The 21,995-nt window shown below is 62.6% G+C and carries 21 protein-coding genes; 5 read left to right on the forward strand and 16 right to left on the reverse strand.

From position 1 onward, the window contains the following. Position 1: 1 nt before the first annotated feature. Positions 2–823, reverse strand: coding sequence for a septal ring lytic transglycosylase RlpA family protein (locus tag JTF07_RS20990; RefSeq protein ID WP_204235653.1), 822 nt, complete (start codon positions 821–823; stop codon positions 2–4). A 176-nt stretch (positions 824–999) separates the two neighbouring features. Next, positions 1,000–1,323 (reverse strand): hypothetical protein, encoded by a 324-nt coding sequence (locus JTF07_RS18275; protein ID WP_252199936.1) that lies wholly within the window; start codon positions 1,321–1,323, stop codon positions 1,000–1,002. A 55-nt stretch (positions 1,324–1,378) separates the two neighbouring features. On the opposite strand from JTF07_RS18275, the gene JTF07_RS18280 reads away from it, so the two are divergent. Then, positions 1,379–2,122, forward strand: a complete 744-nt coding sequence (locus JTF07_RS18280; RefSeq protein WP_204235655.1) for a glycerophosphodiester phosphodiesterase family protein — start codon at positions 1,379–1,381, stop codon at positions 2,120–2,122. A gap of 77 nt (positions 2,123–2,199) precedes the next feature. Continuing rightward, entirely contained in the window at positions 2,200–2,541 is a 342-nt protein-coding gene (locus JTF07_RS18285; protein WP_143921669.1) for an RNA polymerase-binding protein RbpA, read from the forward strand. A 108-nt stretch (positions 2,542–2,649) separates the two neighbouring features. On the opposite strand, the gene JTF07_RS18290 is transcribed toward JTF07_RS18285, so the two are convergent. Continuing rightward, positions 2,650–3,423 carry a polyprenol monophosphomannose synthase gene (locus JTF07_RS18290; protein ID WP_204235656.1) on the reverse strand — a complete coding sequence of 258 codons (774 nt, stop codon included), beginning with the start codon at positions 3,421–3,423 and terminating at the stop codon, positions 2,650–2,652. Positions 3,424–3,707: 284 nt separating this feature from the next. After that, entirely contained in the window at positions 3,708–4,661 is a 954-nt protein-coding gene (locus JTF07_RS18295) for a metal-dependent hydrolase (RefSeq protein ID WP_204235897.1), read from the reverse strand. A 77-nt stretch (positions 4,662–4,738) separates the two neighbouring features. Here JTF07_RS18295 and JTF07_RS18300 point away from each other — a divergent pair, with 77 nt between their 5' ends. Together JTF07_RS18300 and secA2 are read left to right on the forward strand one after the other, a co-directional pair. Next, positions 4,739–6,454 carry a 5'-3' exonuclease H3TH domain-containing protein gene (locus JTF07_RS18300; protein WP_353844019.1) on the forward strand — a complete coding sequence of 572 codons (1,716 nt, stop codon included), beginning with the start codon at positions 4,739–4,741 and terminating at the stop codon, positions 6,452–6,454. A gap of 42 nt (positions 6,455–6,496) precedes the next feature. Beyond that, positions 6,497–8,758, forward strand: coding sequence for an accessory Sec system translocase SecA2 (gene secA2, locus JTF07_RS18305; RefSeq protein WP_204235657.1), 2,262 nt, complete (start codon positions 6,497–6,499; stop codon positions 8,756–8,758). Between the two features lie 124 nt (positions 8,759–8,882). On the opposite strand, the gene JTF07_RS18310 is transcribed toward secA2, so the two are convergent. From JTF07_RS18310 to JTF07_RS18330, 5 genes are all read right to left on the reverse strand, one after another. Further along, positions 8,883–11,606 carry a DEAD/DEAH box helicase gene (locus JTF07_RS18310; protein ID WP_204235658.1) on the reverse strand — a complete coding sequence of 908 codons (2,724 nt, stop codon included), beginning with the start codon at positions 11,604–11,606 and terminating at the stop codon, positions 8,883–8,885. 7 nt (positions 11,607–11,613) lie between these two features. Next, a complete protein-coding gene (gene tatC / locus JTF07_RS18315; protein WP_485933161.1) occupies positions 11,614–12,441 on the reverse strand; it encodes a twin-arginine translocase subunit TatC in 828 nt (275 codons plus the stop codon). Further along, the gene (tatA, locus tag JTF07_RS18320; RefSeq protein ID WP_204235659.1) at positions 12,438–12,719 is read right to left on the reverse strand and encodes a Sec-independent protein translocase subunit TatA; all 282 of its coding nucleotides are present in this window, start codon (positions 12,717–12,719) and stop codon (positions 12,438–12,440) included. Before tatA ends, tatC begins: the two co-directional genes overlap by 4 nt. 99 nt (positions 12,720–12,818) lie before the next feature. Further along, positions 12,819–13,706 carry a WYL domain-containing transcriptional regulator gene (locus JTF07_RS18325; RefSeq protein ID WP_204235660.1) on the reverse strand — a complete coding sequence of 296 codons (888 nt, stop codon included), beginning with the start codon at positions 13,704–13,706 and terminating at the stop codon, positions 12,819–12,821. Continuing rightward, positions 13,690–14,664 carry a helix-turn-helix transcriptional regulator gene (locus JTF07_RS18330; RefSeq protein ID WP_204235661.1) on the reverse strand — a complete coding sequence of 325 codons (975 nt, stop codon included), beginning with the start codon at positions 14,662–14,664 and terminating at the stop codon, positions 13,690–13,692. The genes JTF07_RS18325 and JTF07_RS18330 overlap by 17 nt, the downstream gene beginning before the upstream one ends. A gap of 88 nt (positions 14,665–14,752) precedes the next feature. On the opposite strand from JTF07_RS18330, the gene JTF07_RS18335 reads away from it, so the two are divergent. Beyond that, a complete protein-coding gene (locus tag JTF07_RS18335; protein ID WP_204235662.1) occupies positions 14,753–15,877 on the forward strand; it encodes a DUF3866 family protein in 1,125 nt (374 codons plus the stop codon). Between the two features lie 29 nt (positions 15,878–15,906). Here JTF07_RS18335 and JTF07_RS18340 read toward each other — a convergent pair whose 3' ends face one another. The 7 genes from JTF07_RS18340 to dop form a co-directional block, all read right to left on the reverse strand. After that, complete coding sequence (locus tag JTF07_RS18340) at positions 15,907–16,281, reverse strand: FKBP-type peptidyl-prolyl cis-trans isomerase (RefSeq protein WP_204235663.1); 375 nt, start codon at positions 16,279–16,281, stop codon at positions 15,907–15,909. A 61-nt stretch (positions 16,282–16,342) separates the two neighbouring features. Next, complete coding sequence (locus JTF07_RS18345) at positions 16,343–17,299, reverse strand: FKBP-type peptidyl-prolyl cis-trans isomerase (RefSeq protein ID WP_353844020.1); 957 nt, start codon at positions 17,297–17,299, stop codon at positions 16,343–16,345. Between the two features lie 36 nt (positions 17,300–17,335). Continuing rightward, positions 17,336–18,739 (reverse strand): Pup--protein ligase, encoded by a 1,404-nt coding sequence (pafA, locus tag JTF07_RS18350; protein ID WP_213018929.1) that lies wholly within the window; start codon positions 18,737–18,739, stop codon positions 17,336–17,338. Further along, positions 18,739–19,428, reverse strand: a complete 690-nt coding sequence (gene prcA, locus JTF07_RS18355; RefSeq protein ID WP_204235664.1) for a proteasome subunit alpha — start codon at positions 19,426–19,428, stop codon at positions 18,739–18,741. Before prcA ends, pafA begins: the two co-directional genes overlap by 1 nt. 66 nt (positions 19,429–19,494) lie before the next feature. After that, positions 19,495–20,238, reverse strand: a complete 744-nt coding sequence (gene prcB, locus JTF07_RS18360) for a proteasome subunit beta (RefSeq protein WP_353844021.1) — start codon at positions 20,236–20,238, stop codon at positions 19,495–19,497. A 1-nt stretch (position 20,239) separates the two neighbouring features. After that, positions 20,240–20,431, reverse strand: a complete 192-nt coding sequence (locus JTF07_RS18365; protein ID WP_204235665.1) for a ubiquitin-like protein Pup — start codon at positions 20,429–20,431, stop codon at positions 20,240–20,242. Next, the gene (dop, locus tag JTF07_RS18370; RefSeq protein WP_204235666.1) at positions 20,428–21,969 is read right to left on the reverse strand and encodes a depupylase/deamidase Dop; all 1,542 of its coding nucleotides are present in this window, start codon (positions 21,967–21,969) and stop codon (positions 20,428–20,430) included. Before dop ends, JTF07_RS18365 begins: the two co-directional genes overlap by 4 nt. Between the last annotated feature and the right edge of the window lie 26 nt (positions 21,970–21,995).

Genomic DNA, 21,995 nt, shown 5'->3' on the forward strand with positions numbered 1-21,995 from the left:
CTTACTGAACCTCGTACTTGCCGTTGATCTGCCCGGCTCCGACTCCGCCGACCGCTTCCATGGCCGCTTTGGACAGGTCGATGCAGCGACTGCCGTGATAGGGGCCACGGTCATTGATGCGCACCGTCACGGACTTCCCGTTGGCCGTGTTGGTGATCTTCACCTGCGAGCCGAACGGCAGCGACTTATGCGCTGCAGTCAGCTTGTTGGTATCGAACAGTTCGCCACTGGCGGTCGGTTGACCATCGAATCCGTCGCCTCCACCGTAGTACGACATTGGGCAGGTACCTGACTGACCTGCAGAGTCGCCGGACTTGGACGGCTCGTCGTTGGCATCGGGCGTCGGCTCCTTCGAGTCTGAGCCACCGGTGGCGGCATCCTCGCTCGTCGTATCCTTGCTTGCGTTGTCCTTGGCTGCGGACTCGGTCGGGGTCGGGCTCGGTGTCTCGATCTTGGACTCGAGAGAGATCTTGCCCGGCTTCTCTTCGGCCTGCTTCTTCGCTTTGGCCAGGGACTCGTCGGGGGATTGTGTCGCTTCGGCTGCTGCGACGACCGGGGCTTCAGCAACGACCTGCTGGCCATCGCTCGTGCTGTCGGGAACCATCGCCAAGCTGGAGGCGACGACTGCGGCGGTCGCCACGGTGGGAACGATGAATGCGGAGAGGACCGGGCGCGAACGCACTGATGCCAGCACTCCCCCTGCGGTGTTCCCAGCGCCATCGGCCTGTTGCGGCGAATGCCTTCCGGACTTCTTCTTTGGTGCCTTGAGCGCAGAGAAGAGCGAGCCCGTCGTCGTCGAACGGGGCGAAGAGTGTTTTCCCACAGTGAGTCCTCGTAGTCATCGGCCGGTGTTTCGGCAACCAGGAGACTCAATGATCGAGTGCACCTCAACACTGGCTCCAAGTTATCGGATCGTTACCTGAAGACAGTGTAATTAAGAAACTGTTACAAAAGCAATGCGGCACGCTCGACGAGTATGCCGCAGTGGTGGGTCTCAGGTCACTTCGACTTGCGCGTCACCAGTCTGCGCATGCCATCGGCACCGGTGGTCACTGTTTCCTGTGCTTTGTCGAACGCACGTTCGACCTTCCCGCTGCGCACGGCGTCGTCGATCGCCTGGGAGACATTGCCCAGCGCCTTCTTCACGTTCGCCTCGGTCGTTTCGATGAGGCGGGAACCCGACGTCGCCTCGCGAACATTCCTCACGCTGCTGCTGGCCGCACCGTAGGCTCTGGTCGCGGCCGAACGCGCCTTCTCGGTCGGGGTCCTCTTGGTGGAATCGATGACGTAATCAGGTTCGATCGGATCTTGTGTTCGGCTCATGTCTCCATAGTTGTCGACCCCGACTCCAAGGTCAACAGCAACATAGGATTGGACCATGAATTCTCAGGCAGAGATCATCGCCCACAGAGGCGGGCAGTGGCCCGGTATGAGTGAGAACACTCTCGAGGCATTCACCGCCGCCCATCGGGCAGGTGTGCGGTGGATGGAGACCGACGTCCACGCCTCGGCCGACGGCGTCCTGTTCGCGGCCCATGATGCCGACTTGGACCGCATTGCCGATCGCCCGCACCGCATCGGCGATCTCACCGCCACCGAACTCGACTCCGTCGAACTCCTGGCCGGCGGTCATCTTCCTCGGCTGTCTGCTCTCCTCGAGTCGATTCCTGAGGCGGCGTGGAACATCGATGTCAAGGCTGCCGTCAGCATTGCGCCGATGGTTCGCTTCGTTCGCAGCCTCAACGCCGAAGGGAGGATCCGGCTTGCTTCGTTCTCGTCGTCGACCCTGCGCAGCCTGCGAGAGGCACTGCCCGGGGTCCGATCCTCAGCAGGAGTCTTGGAGTCCGCGCTGTTTGCGGCGGGAGGACTGCCCGGCGTAGCCGGGTCCGGGCCCTGTCCCCTGCCGGCCGGCCTCGATTCGCTGCAGGTGCCGATGTCGTTCAAAGGCGTACCCGTCATCACCGAGGATTTCGTGTCTCGGGCTCACCAGTCGGGTCTGCAGGTCCATGTATGGACCATCAACGACCCTGCTTCGATGCGCGTTCTCCTCGACCTCGATGTCGATGGGATCGTCACCGACGACGTTCCGGCGGGGCTGCGCGAGCTCGCGGCTCGGACCTGAGTGCTGGGAATAGGCGCAGACGGTAGACTGTTCTTTCGTATGAGACGTCTGCAGTCGAGTCGGAAGGTGAGAGAGATATGAGCGAACGCAGTCTCCGCGGTACACAGTTGGGCTCACGCAGCCTGGAAACGGAAGAGGGCGTCGAACCAGCGCCTCGCCAGATGGTCGAATTCGAGTGCGAAGACGGAACCAGGTTCAAGGTTCCCTTCTCGATCGAAGCTGAAGTTCCCTCCACCTGGGATTCGGGCATCCACGGCGTCGGCACCCGTGTCGGCGTGAACGAGCCCGATGGCGAGCCGGGCAAGCACGTGCGCTCCCACTGGGACATGCTGCTCGAGCGCCGCTCCTTCGACGAACTTCAGGTTCTGCTCGATGAGCGGCTTGCTGTGCGCCGCGGTGAGGTGCCCGCACAGGCCTGAGGGCCTCAGCGCTGAATCGCACGAGCACACCTGAGCAAGAAGGGCGGGGTGCAGGTCATCGGACCTGCACCCCGCCCTTCTTGACTGCCCGGAGCCTCCTCGGCGCCCTCAGGAAGTCGTCCTGCGAGCAGCGATTCGCTCGATGAAGTCTCGAGCCTGTCGTCTCCGGCGCGTCAGCCCCCAACCGGCCACCTTGGTGAATGCCTCGGAGATGATCGATCCGCTCATCTTCGATTCGCCCAGTTCTCGTTCGACGAAGACGATGGGAACCTCGGCCACGCGGAATCCGGCCTCAACCGTGCGGTAGGTCATGTCGATCTGGAAGCAGTACCCCTGGGACTGCACTCCGGAGAGATCAAGACTCTGCAGCACCTCTCGCGAATATGCACGGAACCCTGCTGTCGCATCCTTGACCCCGAGCCCCATGACCGCATTGACGTAGATATTGGCTCCGCGGGAGAGGAAGAAGCGAGAGCGAGGCCAATCGACGATCGCCCCACCCCGAACCCACCTCGAGCCGATGACGAGGTCGGCATGTCCCGCCTGGGTCACAGCCAGAAGCTGCCCGAGGTCCAGAGGACGGTGAGATCCGTCGGCGTCGAACTCGCAGATGATGTCGTAATCGCGCTCGAGCGCCCATTCGAATCCGGCGATGTAGGCCATCCCCAGGCCGGACTTCTCAGTGCGGTGCAGAACGTGCAGGCGCGAATCGGCGCGTGCCTGGTCATCGACCCAGTCGCCGGTGCCGTCGGGTGAACCGTCATCGACGACGAGAACGTCGACGTCGGGCTGATTCTCGAACAGGCCGGCCAATGTCACAGGAAGAGCGAGTCGTTCGTTGTAGGTCGGAATGACGACCAGAGTCTTAGAAACCACGGCCACAACGATACGCCGAGGGTGGCGGAATATATGAGCCGACACTCTCGCCTTCGGACCACGTTGGGAAACGAGTTATCTAATGACGAGAGTGCCGGCTCCATCCCAGCTGCTGTGGAATGTCAACAACGAATCTAGTGGCTGTCGTGATCTTTGCAAAATCTCTCTGACCTGCGGTTATGTTCAAATCTCCAGGTCAGACGCAAGGCAGAATGATAAAAATACTTCGCTTATCGGCGTGTCGTGTTGAATCGTGCGAGCAGGGCCGAGCAACACCACGTCGACGGGTGCTAAGCATCCTCGCGGAATGCGATGCGAGTCGGCAGCGCGACGTCGGGCGAGAGTTCCGGCAGTCCGGGTGTGCCCGAACGCGGATCGGTGCTCCACGCGGCAACGCGTGCATCTGCGACCTGAACGACGAGTCGTTCGACCTGCCACCGCACGAAGTCAGCGTCGGCTCCGGGAGCGAGGACTCCACCGTCCGGGTTGCCAGCGGCACGGTGAGCGAACCGGGTGGCTGCGTTGAACGCTGCACGTGCTCCGATTCCGTTCTCGCCGACGACGGCCGAGCGCACAGTAGCCCACGGTGAGCCCTGTGAGTTTGTCCACGACACTTGCGCACCTGCCGACAGCAGCTGCGCCAGCGGCTGCTGCTGCGCGGGGTCGAGGGTGATCGCGATGCCGGAGTAGCCCAGCGGCGTGATGAAGTCCTCAGTGACGCTGAAATTCAGCAGCAGCCGGTATCCGTTGCGCTGTGCCAGCGCGGCATGGTCGCGCACACGGTCCAGGACCTCGCCGAGGCGCTGATTCGACTCGACCTGGATGTACAGGGCCGTCTCCGGCAGCGTATCGAGGCGGAGGAAGTCGAGAGCAGCGATGCTCGCTCTGTCGGTGGTCGGGCCCGCCGCTTCAGAGGCCTCGGCGCTGATCTGGGGATACGCGACGATCCTCAGAGTCTTGGGCGCGCGATCGCTGAAGTCCTGCACAGCCTCAGCGGACCCGAGGACGTGCACGTGGGTGAATCCGGACTCGACGAGCCGGTCACCGTCGGGAGCGCCCTCGCGAAGAGTCAGCCCCGCGTGAACGAAACCGGGGGTGAGGAAATCCCCGTCGAGGTTGATTGCGTCGGGCTCCGATGCAAGCGCTGCCTCATCGGAGCCGATGAACGAGACCGTCCCGTCCTTCGTGCCCAAGGCGGTCGCAAAGGGGTCGACACTGCTGTATACATCTCCACCAAAGTACATAGTCACAGCCGATAGGCTACACCTCCGTGTCGGCGTCTTTGCACTCGAGTCAGGGGTGTCGGGTATCGTCAGCGAGTGTGAAGCCCTTGGTCCTGATCGATACGCCCGCCCTGTACTACCGTGCCTTCTACTCGGTCCCCGATTCGATCGTCAACGACGACGGCCAGCCGGTCAACGCCGTGCGCGGTGTCCTCGATGCGATCGCCCAGATGATTCGCCGATTCGACTCCCCGCGAGTTGTGGCGACCATGGACGCGGATTGGCGACCCGCCTTCCGAACCGCGATCATGCCCGAATACAAGGCGGCCCGGGTCAAAGATGCCGAAGCAGGCACCGAGATCCCACCCGAGCTGGCTGTGCAGCTGCCGATCATGACTCGCGTTCTTCAGTCTGCAGGAATCCCCATCGCCGAGGTGGACGGGACCGAAGCCGATGACGTGATCGCGACCATGGCCGCCCAGTCGCGCACCCCTGTGGTCATCGTCTCCCCCGATCGTGATCTGCTCGCACTCATCGATGAGGCCGCAGACGTCAGTGTGCTTCGCCCGCGTAAGGGCGGAGAGTGGGAGGCCATCACCCAGGCAGATCTGCCTGAGGCCTATGGTGTGCCCGACGGCACCCGATACCGTGAGCTCGCCGCGATGCGCGGCGATCCCTCGGACGGTCTGCCTGGCGCACCGGGGATCGGGGAGAAGACCGCCGCCACGCTGCTCTCGAACTTCGGTTCCCTCGCATCGGTCATCAAGGCCGCGAAGGCCGGTGTGAAGACTGGTGGTCTCAGCCCCAAACGAGCGGCGACGCTGATCGAAGAGGAGGACACGCTCTACAAGACCCTCGAGGTTATGCGGTGCCTGACCGATGTCGCTCACGGGCTCGATCTCGAATCCGTACCCGGCGAGCTTGATCGCACTGCGGTGGAGACTGCAGCCCGAGGCCAGAATATCCGCCGTTCGGTCGACACCCTCATCGCCGCCCTCGGCAGCGCCGATACAGACTCCGGTGCGAAGGCATCGGGCGAGTCTTCCCCTATGGCCACCGGCACAAGCGCGATCTCTCCGATTCAGGCGCCGGCTGCACAGCCCGCGGCCGCGTCGAATCCGAGCGTATCCACCGCTGATTCCTGGTCGCAGTCGCGGCTGGTCGGTTTCGATCTCGAGACGACAGGTGTCGACCCGTCGACTGCCAGGATCGTGACTGCTGCATTCGTCGAGTCCGTCGACAGCTCACGCACCTGGCTGGCCGACCCCGGAGTCGAGATTCCCGAACCGGCACGAGCCGTTCATGGAATCACCACCGAATTCGCTCAAGCCAACGGCGCTCCGGTGGCAGAGGTCGTCGCCGAGCTCTGCGCGGTCCTGGCAGATCTCAGATCGGAAGGCGCCGTCGTCGTCGGCCACAACATCGTCTATGACCTCAGCGTCATGGCGGCCGAAGTCAGACGCCATCAGCCCCATATCGATTTCGCGGCACAGCTGCCGACGATCGTCGATACATTTGTCCTGGACAAGCGCATCGAGCAGTTCCGTCGTGGCAAACGGACTCTCACGGAGACAGCCAAACGATGGAAGGTCACCCTGCTCGACGCCCACGATGCCGCAGCGGATGCCCTTGCCGCTCTGGACATTTCCCGAGCATTGGCCGAGAGCTCGGAGGAAATCGCGAATCTCACTCGGGCCGATATCATGTCCGCCCAGGGTGACTGGAAACGCGCCCAGGCCGCTGACCTGCAGTCTTGGTTGCGCAGAAAGGGCAACGCCGAGGCCGTCGTCGATGGCTCCTGGCCCATGGCCTGAACGATAGAATCAATTGCGACCATCACTCGACGAAGGACGATAATGGGTTTCTTTTCACGACTGCTCAACCGACCCGGCGCACAGGCCGACAAAGCCACGGGATGGTTCGATAGGGCCGCTGACGATATGGCGGCCGCGAGTCGTGAGTACGCGAAGATGGAAGACAGCGAGCTGACAGAGGCCGCTGCGGAGATCTTCACCTCAGGCTCCGCGCAGGACAATCTCATTCGCTATTGTGCGCTGGCTCGTGAGGCTGCCGAACGGTCGCTCGACGAGCGCGCCTATGACACGCAGATCAAGGGCCTGGTGGGACTGCTGCAGGCGAATATCGTGCAGATGGCCACCGGTGAGGGCAAGACCCTCGTCGGCGCTCTCGCTGCAGCCGGGTACGCTCTGCAGGGTCGTCGAGTCCACGTAGTCAGCGTCAACGATTATCTCGCTGTTCGCGACCGCACCTGGATGAAGCCGCTCTTCGACCTCCTCGGTGTCAGATCAGCAGCGATCTCCGGTACTCAGAGTGAGTCCGAGCGACGCGAAGGCTATGGTGCTGAGGTTCTCTATGCTTCCGTGACGGAGGTCGGCTTCGACGTGCTGCGCGACCGTTTCGTCACCGATGACGACCAGATTCGCGTCCCGGATCGTGATGTCGTCATCGTCGACGAAGCTGACTCTGTGCTCATCGACGAAGCGCGTGTCCCCCTTGTCCTCGCCGGATCGGCCAGCGTCGAAGACGCCAACGCTGCGATCGCGGCACTCGTCGAGACCCTCGATCCCGGCGTCGATTACGAGATCAGCCCGGATCATCAAGCGGTCTCACTCACAGACGAGGGAATCAACCGCGTCGAGGCTGAACTCGATGTCGAGCTCTTCGGTGAAGACGCATCCGATCTCGCTGCGGTCAACCTGGCCCTGTATGCGAAATCCCTGGTCAAGCGTGATGTGGACTATCTTGTCGTCGACGGACGGGTCAAACTCATCTCGGCTTCCCGTGGACGAGTGGCCGAACTGCAGCGCTGGCCAGACGGGCTCCAGGCAGCGGTCGAGGCCAAGGAAGGCGTCGGCACCACTGAGAGCGGTGAGATCCTCGACCAGATGACCGTCGAAGAACTCATCCACGGCTACGAGACCGTCTGCGGTATGACGGGAACCGCACTGGCTGTCGGCGATGACCTGCGCGAGTTCTACGACCTTGAGATCGTCCCCGTCGACACGCACCTGCCCGTCATCCGCAACGACGAACCAGACAGGCTCTACACGTATCAGGAGTCGAAGGAACGCGCGATCGTCGACGAGGTCGCCGATAACCATGCCAAGGATCGTCCTGTGCTCATCGGCACGTCTTCGGTGGCGGAAAGCGAATCGCTGGCGGCCCGGCTGACCGAGCGCGGCATCGATGTGGCTGTACTCAATGCCAAGGACGATTCGCTCGAGGCTGATGTCATCGCGGCTGCCGGTGCCCCTGGTGCGGTGACGGTGTCGACCCAGATGGCTGGACGCGGCACCGATATCCGTCTGGCCGATGACAGCGTCGCCGATGCCGGCGGGCTCTTGGTCATCGGCGCCGGACGCTACCTGTCCTCACGTCTAGATGATCAGCTGCGCGGTCGCGCCGGACGCCAAGGCGATCCAGGAACGTCCGTGTTCTTCACCAGCCTTGAAGATGAGCTCCTGACTCGTGTCCCGGAAATCCAACGTTTCGTCTCCGAAGGAGATGAGACCGGGTGGATCGAGTCGAAGCGGGCGCTGAGTCTCGTCGAACACGCTCAGCGCGTCGCTGAAGGTCAGAACACCGCACTGCACCGCGACACCTGGAAGTTCAACGAGCTCATGGCCAAGCAGCGTGATCTCGTCCTCGCTCGACGCCAAGAGCTGCGCGTCGATGATGAGGCCATCAACGAACTCAAGGGGCGCCTCGGCGATGTGGCGAAGGATCTGGCCGACGAGCATTCGCAGGAGCTCGTCGACGCAACGCTGCGCGAAGTGATGCTGTTCCACCTCGATGCACGCTGGGTCGACCACCTCGCCTTCCTCAACGATCTGCGTGAGGGCATCCATCTGCGCACCTTCGCACGCGAAAAACCGCATGAGGCATTCAACACGGAGTCCATCCGCGTCTTCTCCTCGTTCTGGTCCGACGTCATCGAGGATTCAGCGTCGACTGTCGAAGAGGCAGAGTTCACGGCTGCCGGAATCGATCTGGAATCGCACGGGCTCAAGCGTCCGTCGTCGACGTGGACCTATCTGACCACGGAGAGCGCGTTCGGCTCCGACATCGAGAACATCGTCAAGAAGGTCAAGCGCTGAGACGCATCTGGGCCCGTCTTCATTTCTGAAGGCGGGCCCATTCTGCCGGCATCACGGTCCTGTTGCCGAACCAGATTCCGCTGCTGAGCCAGATCCCATTGCTGAGGTCGCAACGATCTTCCGATCAGGAATCGGCGACGACTCCACGGCGAATCGCTTCGATCGTCCGACGAATGCGCCCCGCCGTCTCCGGTTCGGCCACCTCCGCAACCTGGCCGAGCAGGTCAAGGCTCTGCTTGGCCCATCGGACGAAGTCTCCGGCTGCGATGTCCGTGCCGCGCAGGGAGTCGGCAAGGTTCTTACCTTCGGTCCAGCGGTACATCGGCTTGAATAGTCCTCTGTCGGGTTCCTGCGTCGTCGACAGGGCGTGCTGCTCCTCGAGTTGGAACAACTTGCGCCAGATCGTCACTGCTTCATCTCCGTTGACCTTGAGGTCGCGGCTCGGGGCACGCTCCGGATGGAGGGTGTCACCGCGCCGGGATTGGAAGACGAAGCACGAGGCGAATGCGGCAAGTTCAGGTTCGACGAGGTTGTCCCACAGTCCCGAGCGAATCGTCAGCGCCACCAGCAGGTCGCGCTCCCCGTAGATCCGACGCAGCATATCTGACTGTTCGGGATCGAAGCCCAGCGTGCGCAGCACGTCCTGAACTCGTTCGAACACGAGAGCGATCGACGTCGTCCGACCTTCGATCCGGGCGATGAGCGAATCGTTCTCCTTGACCAGTTTGGCCGCTCGATTGGCCCACCTGGCGTGCATCTCGCGGTCCGGGCACTCGTGGCAGGGATGGGCTCGCAGCTGCGCGGTCATCTCCGACACGCTCGAGCTGACACCAGACGCACCGGGTGAGGATTCCCATCGGGCCTCTGGATCGACCTTGCCATCGTGTTTGGCATCGTTGAGGATGCCCAACAGCTGCCTCCGGTCCCCCGCCTGCCGGTGATTGAATTTCTTCGGCACACGGACCCGGCCCTGTGCTGCCAGCGGTTCGGTCACCTCGTGGGGGCGCAGGTGCCAGACTTTGCCCTGTTCGGTCAGGACCGTCGGCAGCCGTGAACCTCCGTCGCGGGAGCTCATGGGCGCGATGATGACGGCAGTGCCCTCAACTCGCTTCGCGGGCAGGGTGACGACATCGCCGATCTTAAGCGTACTCAGCGACTCGACGATCTCACGTTGCCGGTTCTTCGACTTGGTGCGAGTCTCCTGCTTCTCGGTATCGCTGATGGCCTGCCGCAGACGGGCATACTCGGCGAAGTCCCCGAGCTCGCACTCCATCGACTTCTCATAGGCTCCGATCGTCGCTTCGTTCTTCCGCACCTTCTTCGCCAGCCCCACGACGGCCTTGTCAGCCTGGAACTGTGCGAACGAGGTCTCAAGGACCTTCGCTGCTTCCGCCGAACTCATCCGCGACAGCAGGTTCGCCGTCATGTTGTAGGTGGGTCCGAAGGCAGAATTGAGCGCATAGGAGCGGTTGGAGGCGAGTCCTGCGATCTCGTTGACTTCGAAGCTGGGATGCCAGATGACGACTGAGTGGCCGATCTTGTCGATGCCGCGGCGCCCGGCCCGCCCGGTCAGCTGGGTGTACTCCCCCGGCGTGATCGAGACGTGGGCCTCACCGTTGAATTTCACGAGCTTCTCGAGGACGACTGTGCGTGCAGGCATGTTGATGCCCAGGGCCAGAGTCTCGGTGGCGAAGACGACCTTGATGATGCCCTGGGAGAAGAGTTCCTCGACGAGCTGTTTGAACTGCGGGATCATCCCCGCATGGTGGGCGGCGACTCCCAGCAGAAGGCCTTCCCTGAACGAGTGGAATCCGAGGATGCCAAGGTCCTCACTGGCCAGCTCATCGCGCAGCTTTTCCAGTGCGGCATTGACGATGACCTTCTCTTCACGGGAGTTCAGGTCGAATCCCGAGGTCAGGTACTGTTCCACCGCCTCGTCGCAGGCATTTCGGGAGAAGATGAACATGATCGCCGGCAGCATCCCGGTCTCGGCCAGAGAGGACACGACCTGGGTTCTGCTGGGCCTGCGGAATCGGGCGCGGGTGGCTCGTTCGCGCTTCGAGCGGGGCCCACCGTGAGTCCGGGTGGCATGGTTGAGGGCGGGGTCGATCCGGTCGGAGTCGTGGTGAGTGAACAGATCATACATGCGGTGGCCGACGAGGACATGGTTGACCAGCGGCACCGGGCGATGAGAGGTGGAGATGACGGTCGTGGGCCCACGCACCTCACGCAGCCAGGCGCCGAACTCCTCGACGTTGGACACGGTCGCCGACAGCGATACCATCTGCACCCGGTCCGGCAGGTGGATGATCACCTCTTCCCATACAGGTCCGCGGAAACGATCGGCGAGGTAGTGAACCTCGTCGAGGACGACGAATCCGAGGTCGGAGAGTCCCGACAGGTCGTTGTAGAGCATATTGCGCAGGACTTCTGTGGTCATGACGATGATCGGCGCATCACGCCGGATCGAGGTGTCACCAGTGAGCAGCCCGACGTTGTCGACACCATGGACTTCCATGAGGTCGTTGAACTTCTGGTTGCTCAGCGCCTTGATCGGGGTGGTGTAGAAGACCCGTTTGCCTTCGTCCCTGGCCAGTTCGACAGCGAATTCCGCAATCAGAGTCTTGCCGGCACCGGTGGGCGCAGTGACGAGGACGTCCTTGCCTTCCTGCAGCTGCGTGCACGCCTCGAGCTGGAAGTCGTCGAGTTCGAAGTCGGTCCTGGCCGCGAACCGCCCCAAGGGGGTCTGCGCCTTCTTCGTCCTGTCTCGATAGTCGGCATAGGCCGCCGCAGGACTCATCGGCTCAGTGTCTGCCGAGGGTTCGAGCGGGCTCACGGATTCAGTCATGCTTCTCTCAGTCAATCGGTTCGTCGGGGTCGACCCACAGGCCCTGCGCGATGAGCCTCTTCTTACGTCTCCGGTCACTGAACACGCAGATCACCCATGCCGCACAGAACAGCGTCATCATCGGGATCACGAGGAAGAACATCGACATTGCGTCGGGAGTGGGGGTGGCAATGGCCGCGAACAGGAACACGATCATCACGATCACCCGCCAGGATTTCTGGATCCGTGCGGCCGAGAGGATGCCCATCATATTGAGTCCGACCATGAGCACCGGAAGAACGAACGCCAGACCGAAGACCACGATGATGACCATCACGAAGCTCAGGTAGTCCTGCGCCGGGATGATGTTCGTACCACCAGCCGGGGTGAACGATGTCAGAGCCTTGACTGCGTTGGGAAGGGCGAAGAAGGCCATGGTCGATCCCGCGAGGAACAGTGGGATCGCAGCGCCGAGGAAGCCGAGCGAGTACAGCTTCTCCTTCTTCGTCAGCCCCGGAACGATGAATGCCCAGACTTCGTAGAGCCAGATCGGGCAGGACAGGAAGATGCCGATGAAGAACGACAGTTTGATCTTCAGATCGAACGGTGAGGCGACTCCGGCGAAGTTGATCTCAGCCGTCCGGTCCCCCGAAGCACGGATGCCGCGGATCGGCTCCTGCAGGATGTCGAGGACAGGGTCGTAGAGGAACCATCCGGCGACGGCTCCGAGGGCGATCGCGATCGCCGCGACAAGGAGACGATTCCGGAGTTCGATGAGATGCCCGACAACGGGCATCTTCCGCTCAGGGTTCTTCTTACGTGCCGAAGACGATCGCCGGTCGTGTTGCTCTTTCACGTCTCGCGAGACTGCGGATCCTGCTTTTCCTGTGCAGGCTGCTCAGGCTTTCGGACAGCCTCGGCGGTCGACGAGGTGTCGTTCTCCCCTGTCTCGCGGTTGAGCTCGCCAGGTTCGGTCTTCTTGGGCTCGTCATCATCACGGAGGTCCTTGACCTCTGACTTGAAGATCTTCATCGACTGGCCCAGGCTTCTGGCCAGCGCCGGCAGCTTGGGTGCGCCGAAAATGATCACGATGATGAGGATCACGATCGCGATCTGCACGAAACTCGGTTTCATGGGGACTCCTTGACTATTGTCTGCTCTCAAAGATTCTACGCTGTGTGGCTGTGCCTTTCATCCTCGCCGCACGGTTGGGCCGATGTGCCGTGACCGGCATCAGCCCAGGCGCGTCAGTGCGGCGTCCACCGCCTCACCGTCGTCGATGTCGGTGATGACGTCGGCATGGCACAGCAGGAATCGACTCAACCAGTCCACGGAGTGGACCAGGAATCTGATTCGCACACTCGGCTCACCGTTGGCGAAGTATTCACGCTCGCTCAACTCGAGTTCATCCGCGAGCCATGCGCCTGCTGCGGACAGCGTCATGGTGACTTCCCGCGGACTCGACTGCGCGGTGCTGACGGTCAGCGGCGGATGTGCGGCCGGAATCCAGGAGCGAATGCTGCTCAGGGCAAAACGGCGTGGAGCCTGGGCGGCATAGCACCAGGCATCCAGGTACCAGTCCGCCCCAGGCACCAGCCTGCTGGGGGCGATGATCCGCCGGGTCAGTTCATCTCGGGAACCGACGTAGTAGTCGATTTCGACCGCCGCTTCCGTGTCGATCGCCTGCTTGAGGAACGTCATCAGCTCTTCGTCCGCGGGGATCGGGCTGACCTCGACAGGTGTGTGGAGGTTCTCCCCAGCAGCCAGTCGCAGCTTCGACGCTGCCGTCCGCACCGCCTCGGTGTCGAGTCCGGGCAGGGTGTCGATGAGTTCGAGGGCCAGGACGAGGACGCCGGCCTCTTCGGCGCTGAGTCGGACGGGGACGGAGACCTCTTCAGCATTGGAGATGTAGATCTTCCCGCCTTCCCAGCTGGCGTCGATGAGATCATCGGGCATGTGGCCGGGTCGACCTGTCACGAACAGGAGCTGCAGGTCATCGATGAGGGTGTCCGAATCGATGTTGAAGTAGGCCGCGGTCTCCTCTAGATCGGCCCCCGGGTGGGCGTCGAGATACGGGACCAGGCTCAGCAGCCGGGTGAGTCGTTCACGCGCTGAGGACATTGCGACCTCCGAGTCGTTCGAGGGACTCTCTGACTGTGTGCCGTCGGTCCTCGACAGCCTGGGCCAGTTCGACCGGGGCAAGCACCTCGACGGCGGTGCCGAAGCTCACGATCTCTGCGGCCAGGGATGCGGCATCGGTGAACTCGATGATCACGGCATCATCCTCCGTGCGCACCTGTCGTCGGCGCAGGGGGTCCGCACGGTGGGCGCGGATGCGCAGCTTCGCCTCGGCGACGACAGCCATCTCCGTGCTTGAGCTCAGCGCCACATGTGGGGCGAAGTCCGCGGGGATGTCATAGTCGCCGGGGTCCCGTCCGCCGAGCTTCGTCAGCTTGCCCTCGACCCGGGAGAGTCGGAACGTGCGCTGGGCCTGCCGGTCGATGTCGTGGCCCAGCAGGTAGACCCGGTCACCGCGGCTGAGCAGCGCATAGGGTTCGAGCTTGACCTTGCGGGGGCTCTGCCCGGGCTTGTGATACTTGAAGCTGATCGCCTCACGGGCGTTGATGTGGTGGAGGGCTGTGGCGAAGTTCGCACTGCCGAGCTTCCGTGCCGCAGGCCCCTGATTGGCTTCGACATGCCCAGGTCCTGCCTCGGTGAGGTCGATGCCCAGGGCGCGCAGTTTCGTCAGCGCCTGCGCACTGGACTCACCGAGTTCGGTGTCGGACCAGAACTGTGCGGCAACTGCCACCGCGGCCGCTTCGGACGGGGTGAGCTCAACGTCATCCATCGCGTAGTCGTCGGCGGAGATCCGGTAGCCCGTCTCCCCCACATCTGAGTAGGCATCATGTTCGGCGCGAGTGGCGATCGTGATCCCCATGTGCCGCAGAAGCTCCTTGTCGCGGGAGAACTTGCGGTCGAAGGCAATGTCGTCGAGTCCCGCGTAGCCGTCGATGGCGCTCATCAGGGTCTTCCGCGAGACCCATCCGCGGGCGGCTCTCAGAGCGATCAGCACATTCATCAGACGTTCCGTCTGCTGCCTCTGTCTGCTGGGGCGGGGTGTATTCACAATTCCACCGTAACCTAATGCGGGCGATAGTCTTAGGACCATGATTCATTGGCGCAGAGGAACCGTGACCACGATTCGCTCCACCCGGCCAGGATACACAGAGGTCGAGGCCGATATTGATCAGGCACTGCCGGGCACGACGATCACCAGCATCAAGGCGGTCACGTATACCGAGGCCGTCGGACATCCGCAGGTAGGGGACACGGTCCTGCTCAATGTCTCGGCTCTGGCCAAACGCTTGGGCACCGGCGGTTTCGGTCTCGTTGTGGCTCTGCCCGATGCACTGCCGACCGACCCGCCCGAGGGGCCAGGGCATCTGGTCAAGGACCGCTACTCCCCCCTGCAGACGATGGTCCTCGGCGTCGACGATCAGGAATCTGAGCACCATGAGACCCTAGCCAGAGAAGAGTCCCTGGGTGGGATGCCCGTGCTCGTCGCGGATCTGCATTCGGCACTTCCCGCCATCATCGCCGGCATCCGCACGGTCGACCCCGAGCTTCGCATCGCCTATGTCCTCAGCGACGGCGCGGCTCTGCCCGCCAGCTTCTCCCAGGCTTGTGCCGGCCTGAAGGACGCAGGCTGGCTGCACGGAACCATCAGCACCGGCCAATCCTGGGGCGCTGATCTTGAGGCTGTGACGATTCACACGGGTCTGCTCGCCGCCCGGCATGTCCTCGGTGCAGATATCGCCATCGTCGCGCAGGGCCCGGGAAATCTGGGGACCGGAACCAAATACGGATATTCCGGCCTCGTCACCGGTGAGCACCTCAATGCGGCCGCTCTCCTGGGTGGGACCCCTGTGGGTGTCCTGCGCATGTCCAATGCCGATGCCCGCGGCAGGCATTTCGGAGTCTCTCATCACTCTCTGACCTCGCTGGCCGAGATCGCCCGCCCCGGCATGACGATTCCGGTCCCGGACTTCTCCACTCTCGCCGAGGCTGACCGCCGTGAGATGGAAACCGACCCTTCCGTCGTGGCCGAAGTCGCAGCCGCACAGCTGCCGATGCTGCACATGCACGATCAGGTCAGTGTCAGCCTTGAGGGTCTGTGGGCAGGCCTCAAGTCCTCGCCGGTGGGCCTGTCGACGATGGGACGAAAACTGCCCGCCGATGCAGCAGCATTTCTCGCTGCTGCCGCGGCGGGCAGATTGGCTGCCGAGAGCTGAGTCTCGCCAGCAGATTCACTGCTTGCGTCTCAGCGCACGTTCTCCAGATCGCAGACGAAGATCAGGGATTCGCCGGGCTTGATGACACCGCCGGCGCCCTGGTCGCCGTAGGCCAGGTGCGGAGGAATCTGCAGGGTGCGCCTGCCTCCGACCTTCATGCCCTGGATGCCCTGGTCCCAACCGGAGATGACCATGCCGGAGCCGAGACGGAACTCGAGCGGGGTGCCGCGGTTGTAGGAGGCGTCGAACTCTTCACCGGTCGAATGGGCGATGCCGACGTAGTTCACGCTCACGGTATTGCCGGGACCAGCCTCGGCGCCGTCACCGATGATGTCATCGACGATGACGAGCTCGGTCGGAGCCTCAGTCCCGGGGAAATCGACGACTGGTTTCTGCTTGCTCATGGTGTCTCCTGAGATCGTAGTTCTGTGGTGTCTGTGATCTCGGCCGCAGGCCGAGAGGTCTTCAGCCTTGGGCTGAGAGGACGTCGATGACGAATACGAGTGAGGCATTGCCGGGAATGTTCGGCGGGCTGCCCTGCTCTCCGTATCCCTTGTCGGGTGGGATGACGAGAACGATCTGGCTGCTGACCTTTGCACCGACAAGGCCTTCGTTCCAACCATCGATGACCTGAGCCTGGCCGACTGGGTCGACGGCGAAGGGTCCGCGTCCATCCTGCCAGCTCGAGTCGAAGTACTTCGAATTGTCGTCCCAGAGCCAGCCGGAGTAGTGCACAGCCACGCTCTGGCCTTCCTTGACCTTCGGCCCGTCACCTTCGATCGTCGTATACGATTCGAGTTCCTTCGGAGCCTTGCCCTTCGGCTTCGAGATCGAGGGTTCACCGTTGTCGGCCCATTTCACCGTGACGGGGTTCTTCGACTGATCGACCTTCTTGCCTTCGGCGCGTGTCAGGGGCTTCGTCGTCTTCTCGATATCGATGACGTAGACGAGGGTCTGCGCCGGCTGGCCCTCCTGCGCACTGCCGTTGAGCGACATGAGCACGCGCGAACCGACCTTCGCATCCAAGAGTGCACTGTAGAGCTGCTCCGAGATCTGGCTCTTGTCCATCGGGAACCCGGCCGGTGACTTCGAATCGTAGCTCGACTCGATCTGCTTGCCGGTCGTGCCCGAGACCAGGGTCATCTGTGCGGTGACCTGCTCACCGTCTGCGACCTTGTCGCCCTTGCCTTCGCTGATGACGGTGTCTCCGGTCTTGTCGACGACCAGGGGTGCGTCGAAGCTGACCTTCGGCTTCTCACCGACCTTGCCTTCGACCGTGATGTCGTCGAGGCTGGTCGACTTCGCGTCCTCGGCCGAGACTGAGGGCGGGGCGCTTGTCGTGTCCTCCGCCTCCTCGCCCTGTCCGCAGGCGGACAGCAGAAGTGTGGCGGCCGCGATGACGGCGAGCACTTTGGTGCGCACGTGGTTCCTTTCGTTCAAGACCAGATCACTGAGATCTTACAGGCCCGCGATGAGAGCTTCAGCCTGCGGGTGCGTGGGCTCGAAGGGGTTCTTCAGCGCCACGGCACGGCCGGATTCGTCGTTGAGTCGCAGATGCACCCAGTCGACGGTGTAGTCGCGGCGTGCGGCATGAGCGGCGCGGACGAATTCTCCGCGGATGGCTGCCCGGGTGGACGCCGGTGGGACGTCCTTCGCCTTTTCGCGTGCCTCGGGTGTGACCAGGTTCTTCGCCAAACCTGTGCGTTCCAGCTTGGGAAACAGGCCGGTGTCGGGGGTGATGTCGTGATAAGCGATGTCGAGGCGGGAGATCCGCGGATCTGTGAGGTCGTCGATGCCGCGGGCCAACGCCCGGTCGATGAGCGTCTTCTTCATCACCCAATCGATCTCCTGGTCGACGCCGGAGAAGTCCTGGGCGGCAATCGCCTCGAGCATCCGGGTCCACAGGTCGATGACGTATTCGGCCATCCCATCGTCGCCGAGGCTGTGGTCTCCCTTCTGCACGAGGACCTGAGCACGGTCGCGGTAGTCGGTGAGCAGGTTCAGCGGCGTGATCGTCGTCCCGTCCGTGCGCTCGAGCTGCACCGCCCCGGTGAGGTCCCTGGCGACGAGGCGGATGTCGCGCACAGCGTGGCGCAGACCGTGTTCGGGGATGCGTGCGCCCTGTTCGATGAGGTCGAGCATGAGTACAGCCGAACCGATCTTGAGCGCCGAGGTGGCTGTCGACATCGACGAATCACCGACGATGACATGGAGACGACGATACTTCTCCGCATCTGCGTGCGGTTCGTCTCGAGCGTTGATGATCGGACGTGAACGGGTCGTGGCCGAGGACAGTCCCTCCCACATGACATCAGAGCGCGCCGAGAGTCCGAACATCATGTCTGCTCGGTTCGCCTCGACGTCGGGCTGGAAGGACGACTGTGCCGGGATGATCGCACCGGCACCCACCAGCAGCTGTCTGGAGACGAGGAAGGGAAGCAGCACCGTGGTCAGACGGTTGAAATCGAGGTTGCGGCGGATGAGGAAGTTCTCATGGGAGCCGTAGGAGTTCCCCGCCGCATCCGTGTTGTTCTTGACCATGTGGATGCGGCCGCCGAGTCCATCGGCCTCGATGTTCGACTGTGCCTGAGTCAGCAGGTCGATCATGAGGGACTCGCCCGCCCGGTCCTGTGTGAGCAGATCGCTGAGATTATCGCATTCGGCGGTGGCATATTCGGGGTGAGAGCCCACGTCGAGGTAGAGCCGGGAACCGTTGGGCAGGAACACGTTCGAGGAACGTCCCCATTCGACGATCGGCCGAAACAGATAGCGTGCGATCTCCTCCGGACCGATGCGTCGGTCACCATCTCCTGCCGAATGGGCAAGCCCGTATTCGGTTTCGAGTCCGTAGATCCTGGCCATCAGTCCTCCCGCAGCTGCGCCATCATGGCGTCACTGAGTCGCTTGAATGTACGGTGTCCGCTCGCTTTCCGGTCGAGCACGGCTGCCTCGAGGTCCTGGGTCGGCAATGTGCCGGATGCTGCGGTGGCAAGAGCGCGCACACCATGGTCGAAGACCTCTCGCAGCGGCAGCACCGAGGTGGACAGGTCTTTCAGCGTTGCTGTGATGTCATCGGCCTGCCCTCCGATCGCCACATGTTCGGTCTCATCCATCACGGAACCGTCGTAGCTGAGCCGGTAGAGCTGATCGGTCTCGGCGGTGAGTCCGAGTTCAGCGACGACGAGTTCGACTTCGAAGGGCTTCGACTCGGTCGTGAAGACCCCGGCCAGCGTCTGCGCGTATGCGTTCGTCAGCCCCCGCGCTGTGACATCGCTGCGGTGGTAGGAATATCCTCGCAGATCCGCGTACCTCACACCGGCTTGGCGCATCGTTTCGAACTCGTTGTATTTGCCGACTGCGGCGAAGCCGATGCGGTCGTAGATCTCGGCGATCTTGTGCAGCGTCGGAGAAGGATTCTCGGCCAGAAGGAGGATGCCTTCGTCGTAGCGCAGCACCACGACCGACCGACCCCGGGCAATGCCCTTGCGGGCGAAGTCGGCCCGGTCCTTCATCAGCTGTTCGGGTGAGACGTAGAACGGTGCTTGGCTCATGGCCGTGCCTCAATCATGACAGTGCCTTTCTGGTCCGACGATCGATGACCTCAGTGGCAATCGACATCACGTCGGCCGAAGGGATCTCAACGACCCCGTGCTCAAGGTCAACGGTGCAGATCGAGCGATCTGTCTGACGAAGTCAGGGCCACCGGTGGCCGAGTCATCATCAGAGGCATCGAAGAGGGCTTCAACGGCCACCGAGATCGCAGCATCGGTGTGAAGGTCGGGCTGCCACAGCTTCTTCAGCGCCCCACGCGCGTAGCCGGAGCCGGAGCCGATCGAATGGAATCGATGCTCTTCGTATTTGCCGCCGGTGACGTCGAAGCTGAAGATCTGCCCGGCAGGGGTCACTTCGTCGACACCGGCGAAGAGCGGAACGACGGACAGCCCCTGCATGGCCAAGTTCAGGTTTCCCCGCAGCATCGACGCCAGACGGTTGGCCTTGCCTCCCAGCGACAGGCGTGCACCTTCGATCTTCTCGTAGTGTTCGAGTTCGAGCTGGTAGAGACGGATGAGATCGAGCGCGAGTCCCGCGGTTCCGGCGATGCCGATGACTGAGAAATCGTCGGCTGGTCGCACCTTCTCCATGGAATGGGAGGCGATCATGTTCCCGATCGTCGCGCGCCGGTCTCCTGCCATGAGGATGCCCGTGGCGGTGCGGAAGCAGATGATCGTCGTGCCCTCCGGAGCCAGATGCCCCAGATCCTGCCCGGCCGTGGTCGGCAGCGCTTCGGGTGCCACAGCTCGGGCGAGTTCGACGAACGAATTGCTCGTTGAACTCAGAAATGCAGGAGAGAATCCTGACATCTCATTGGCCGCCCTTCTGGACGAAGTTGCGTACGAATTCCTCTGCGTTCGATTCGAGGACTCCGTCGATCTCGTCGAGGATCGAATCCACGTTCTGCGTGTTGATCTGCCCTTGCACGGCCTCCGGCGGTTCGGTGGGTGGTTCTCCCCCGCCGGCCGAATGGTCTCTGTGAACCTGTTCCTGCGAACTCATATCGCACCTCTTTCGTCGTTCGTCGTTTTCAGTCTATCCACTCCCAGTGCCTGCAGCAGTGCCTGTGAGTCGTGCACTTCAGCCAATCTGTCCTCGAGGAGTTCACGGTTGCCCTTAAGCGGTTCACTCATCGGCAGACGCACGATTCCGTACTCCCCCGCGTCGAGGACGAGCGAGTCCCAGCTCGCTGCCACCAGCGAGTCCGAGAATCGGGTCACGGCCAGGGATCTCAGGTAGGCCCGAGTTCCGTCGGGCGCGGAGACCACGGCCCTCTCGACTTCATCATCAGTCGTCAGCCGGCGGATCCGGCCGGCTTTCTCAAGCTTGTAGAACAGACCCTTCTCGGGCCGAACGTCGTGGTACTGGACGTCGATGAGTGCGAGCTTCGGATGATCCCAGTCAAGGTTCTCTCTCGTCCGGTAACCTTCGAGCAGCACCCACTTGGCAATCCAGTCGATGGAGTCGGACAGGCTGCGGGGGTCGGTGGCCAAACCGTCGAGGAATCTCTTCCATTCGCTGAGAACCTCGGTGGTGTCCGCGTCATCGCCAGCGTTTTCGACGCAGGCCGAGTAGTAGGAGTTCTGGATCTCGAGAGCCGTCATCGAGGTGCCGTCGGACAGTGGAAGCTTCGTGCTCAGGCTCAGGTCATGACTGACGTCCCACAGGGCCTGCATCGGATCGTCAAGTTCGAGCTTGGGGACGAGTCCTGCCTCGATGAGGCCGAGTACGAGTGAAGTCGAGCCGAATCTGACCAGCGTCGCCGACTCTGCCATTGTGGCATCGCCGATGATGACGTGCAGCCGACGATATTTGGCCGGATCGGCGTGGGGTTCGTCGCGGGTGTTGACGATCGGCCTGCGCAAGGTGGTCTCGAGGCCCACCTGGGCTTCGAAGAAGTCCGCGCGCGAGGAGATCTGGAAGCCCGCGGTCTCACCTTCTCGTCCGATGCCCACACGACCGGACCCGCAGAGAATCTGCCTGCTGACGAAGAACGGGATCAGTCCGGCGACGAGGTCATCGAAATCCACTGCCCGATCAACGAGATAGTTCTCGTGGGTGCCGTAGGAGGACCCCTTCGAATCGGTGTTGTTCTTGTAGAGGTTGACAGGTTCCTCCGTGCCCTCCAGTCTGCGCACCGAGGCCAATGCCACCAGGTCTCCCGCACGATCGAAGGTGACGAGATCACGCGGAGTCAGCACCTCCGGTGAGGAGTATTCGGGGTGGGCATGGTCCACGTAGTAACGGGCGCCGTTCTCGGTCACGACATTGGCCAGATACTGTGCTTCGACAGATTCCTGGGGCATGTGGGTGAGCTGAGAGATGTCGGCGTCGGCGACGTTCATGAAGAAACCGCGTGCGTCCGCGAGCGGCGATTCGGTGGCGAAGTCCCAGAAGTTCTGTGAGGACCTGAGTCCGCGGGGTCCCGCGTAGGCGTCGACGACGCGCGCCGAGTCGCGCATCGGATTCGCTCCCGGATTGCCCGGTTGGCTCAGTCCGAACTCGGTTTCGGAACCCATCACACGGTGGACACTGAGCATCTGAACTCCCTCTAACGTTTAGACTC

Source organism: Brevibacterium sp. RIT 803 (genome assembly GCF_016892625.1).
Classification (GTDB): Bacteria; Actinomycetota; Actinomycetes; order Actinomycetales; family Brevibacteriaceae; genus Brevibacterium.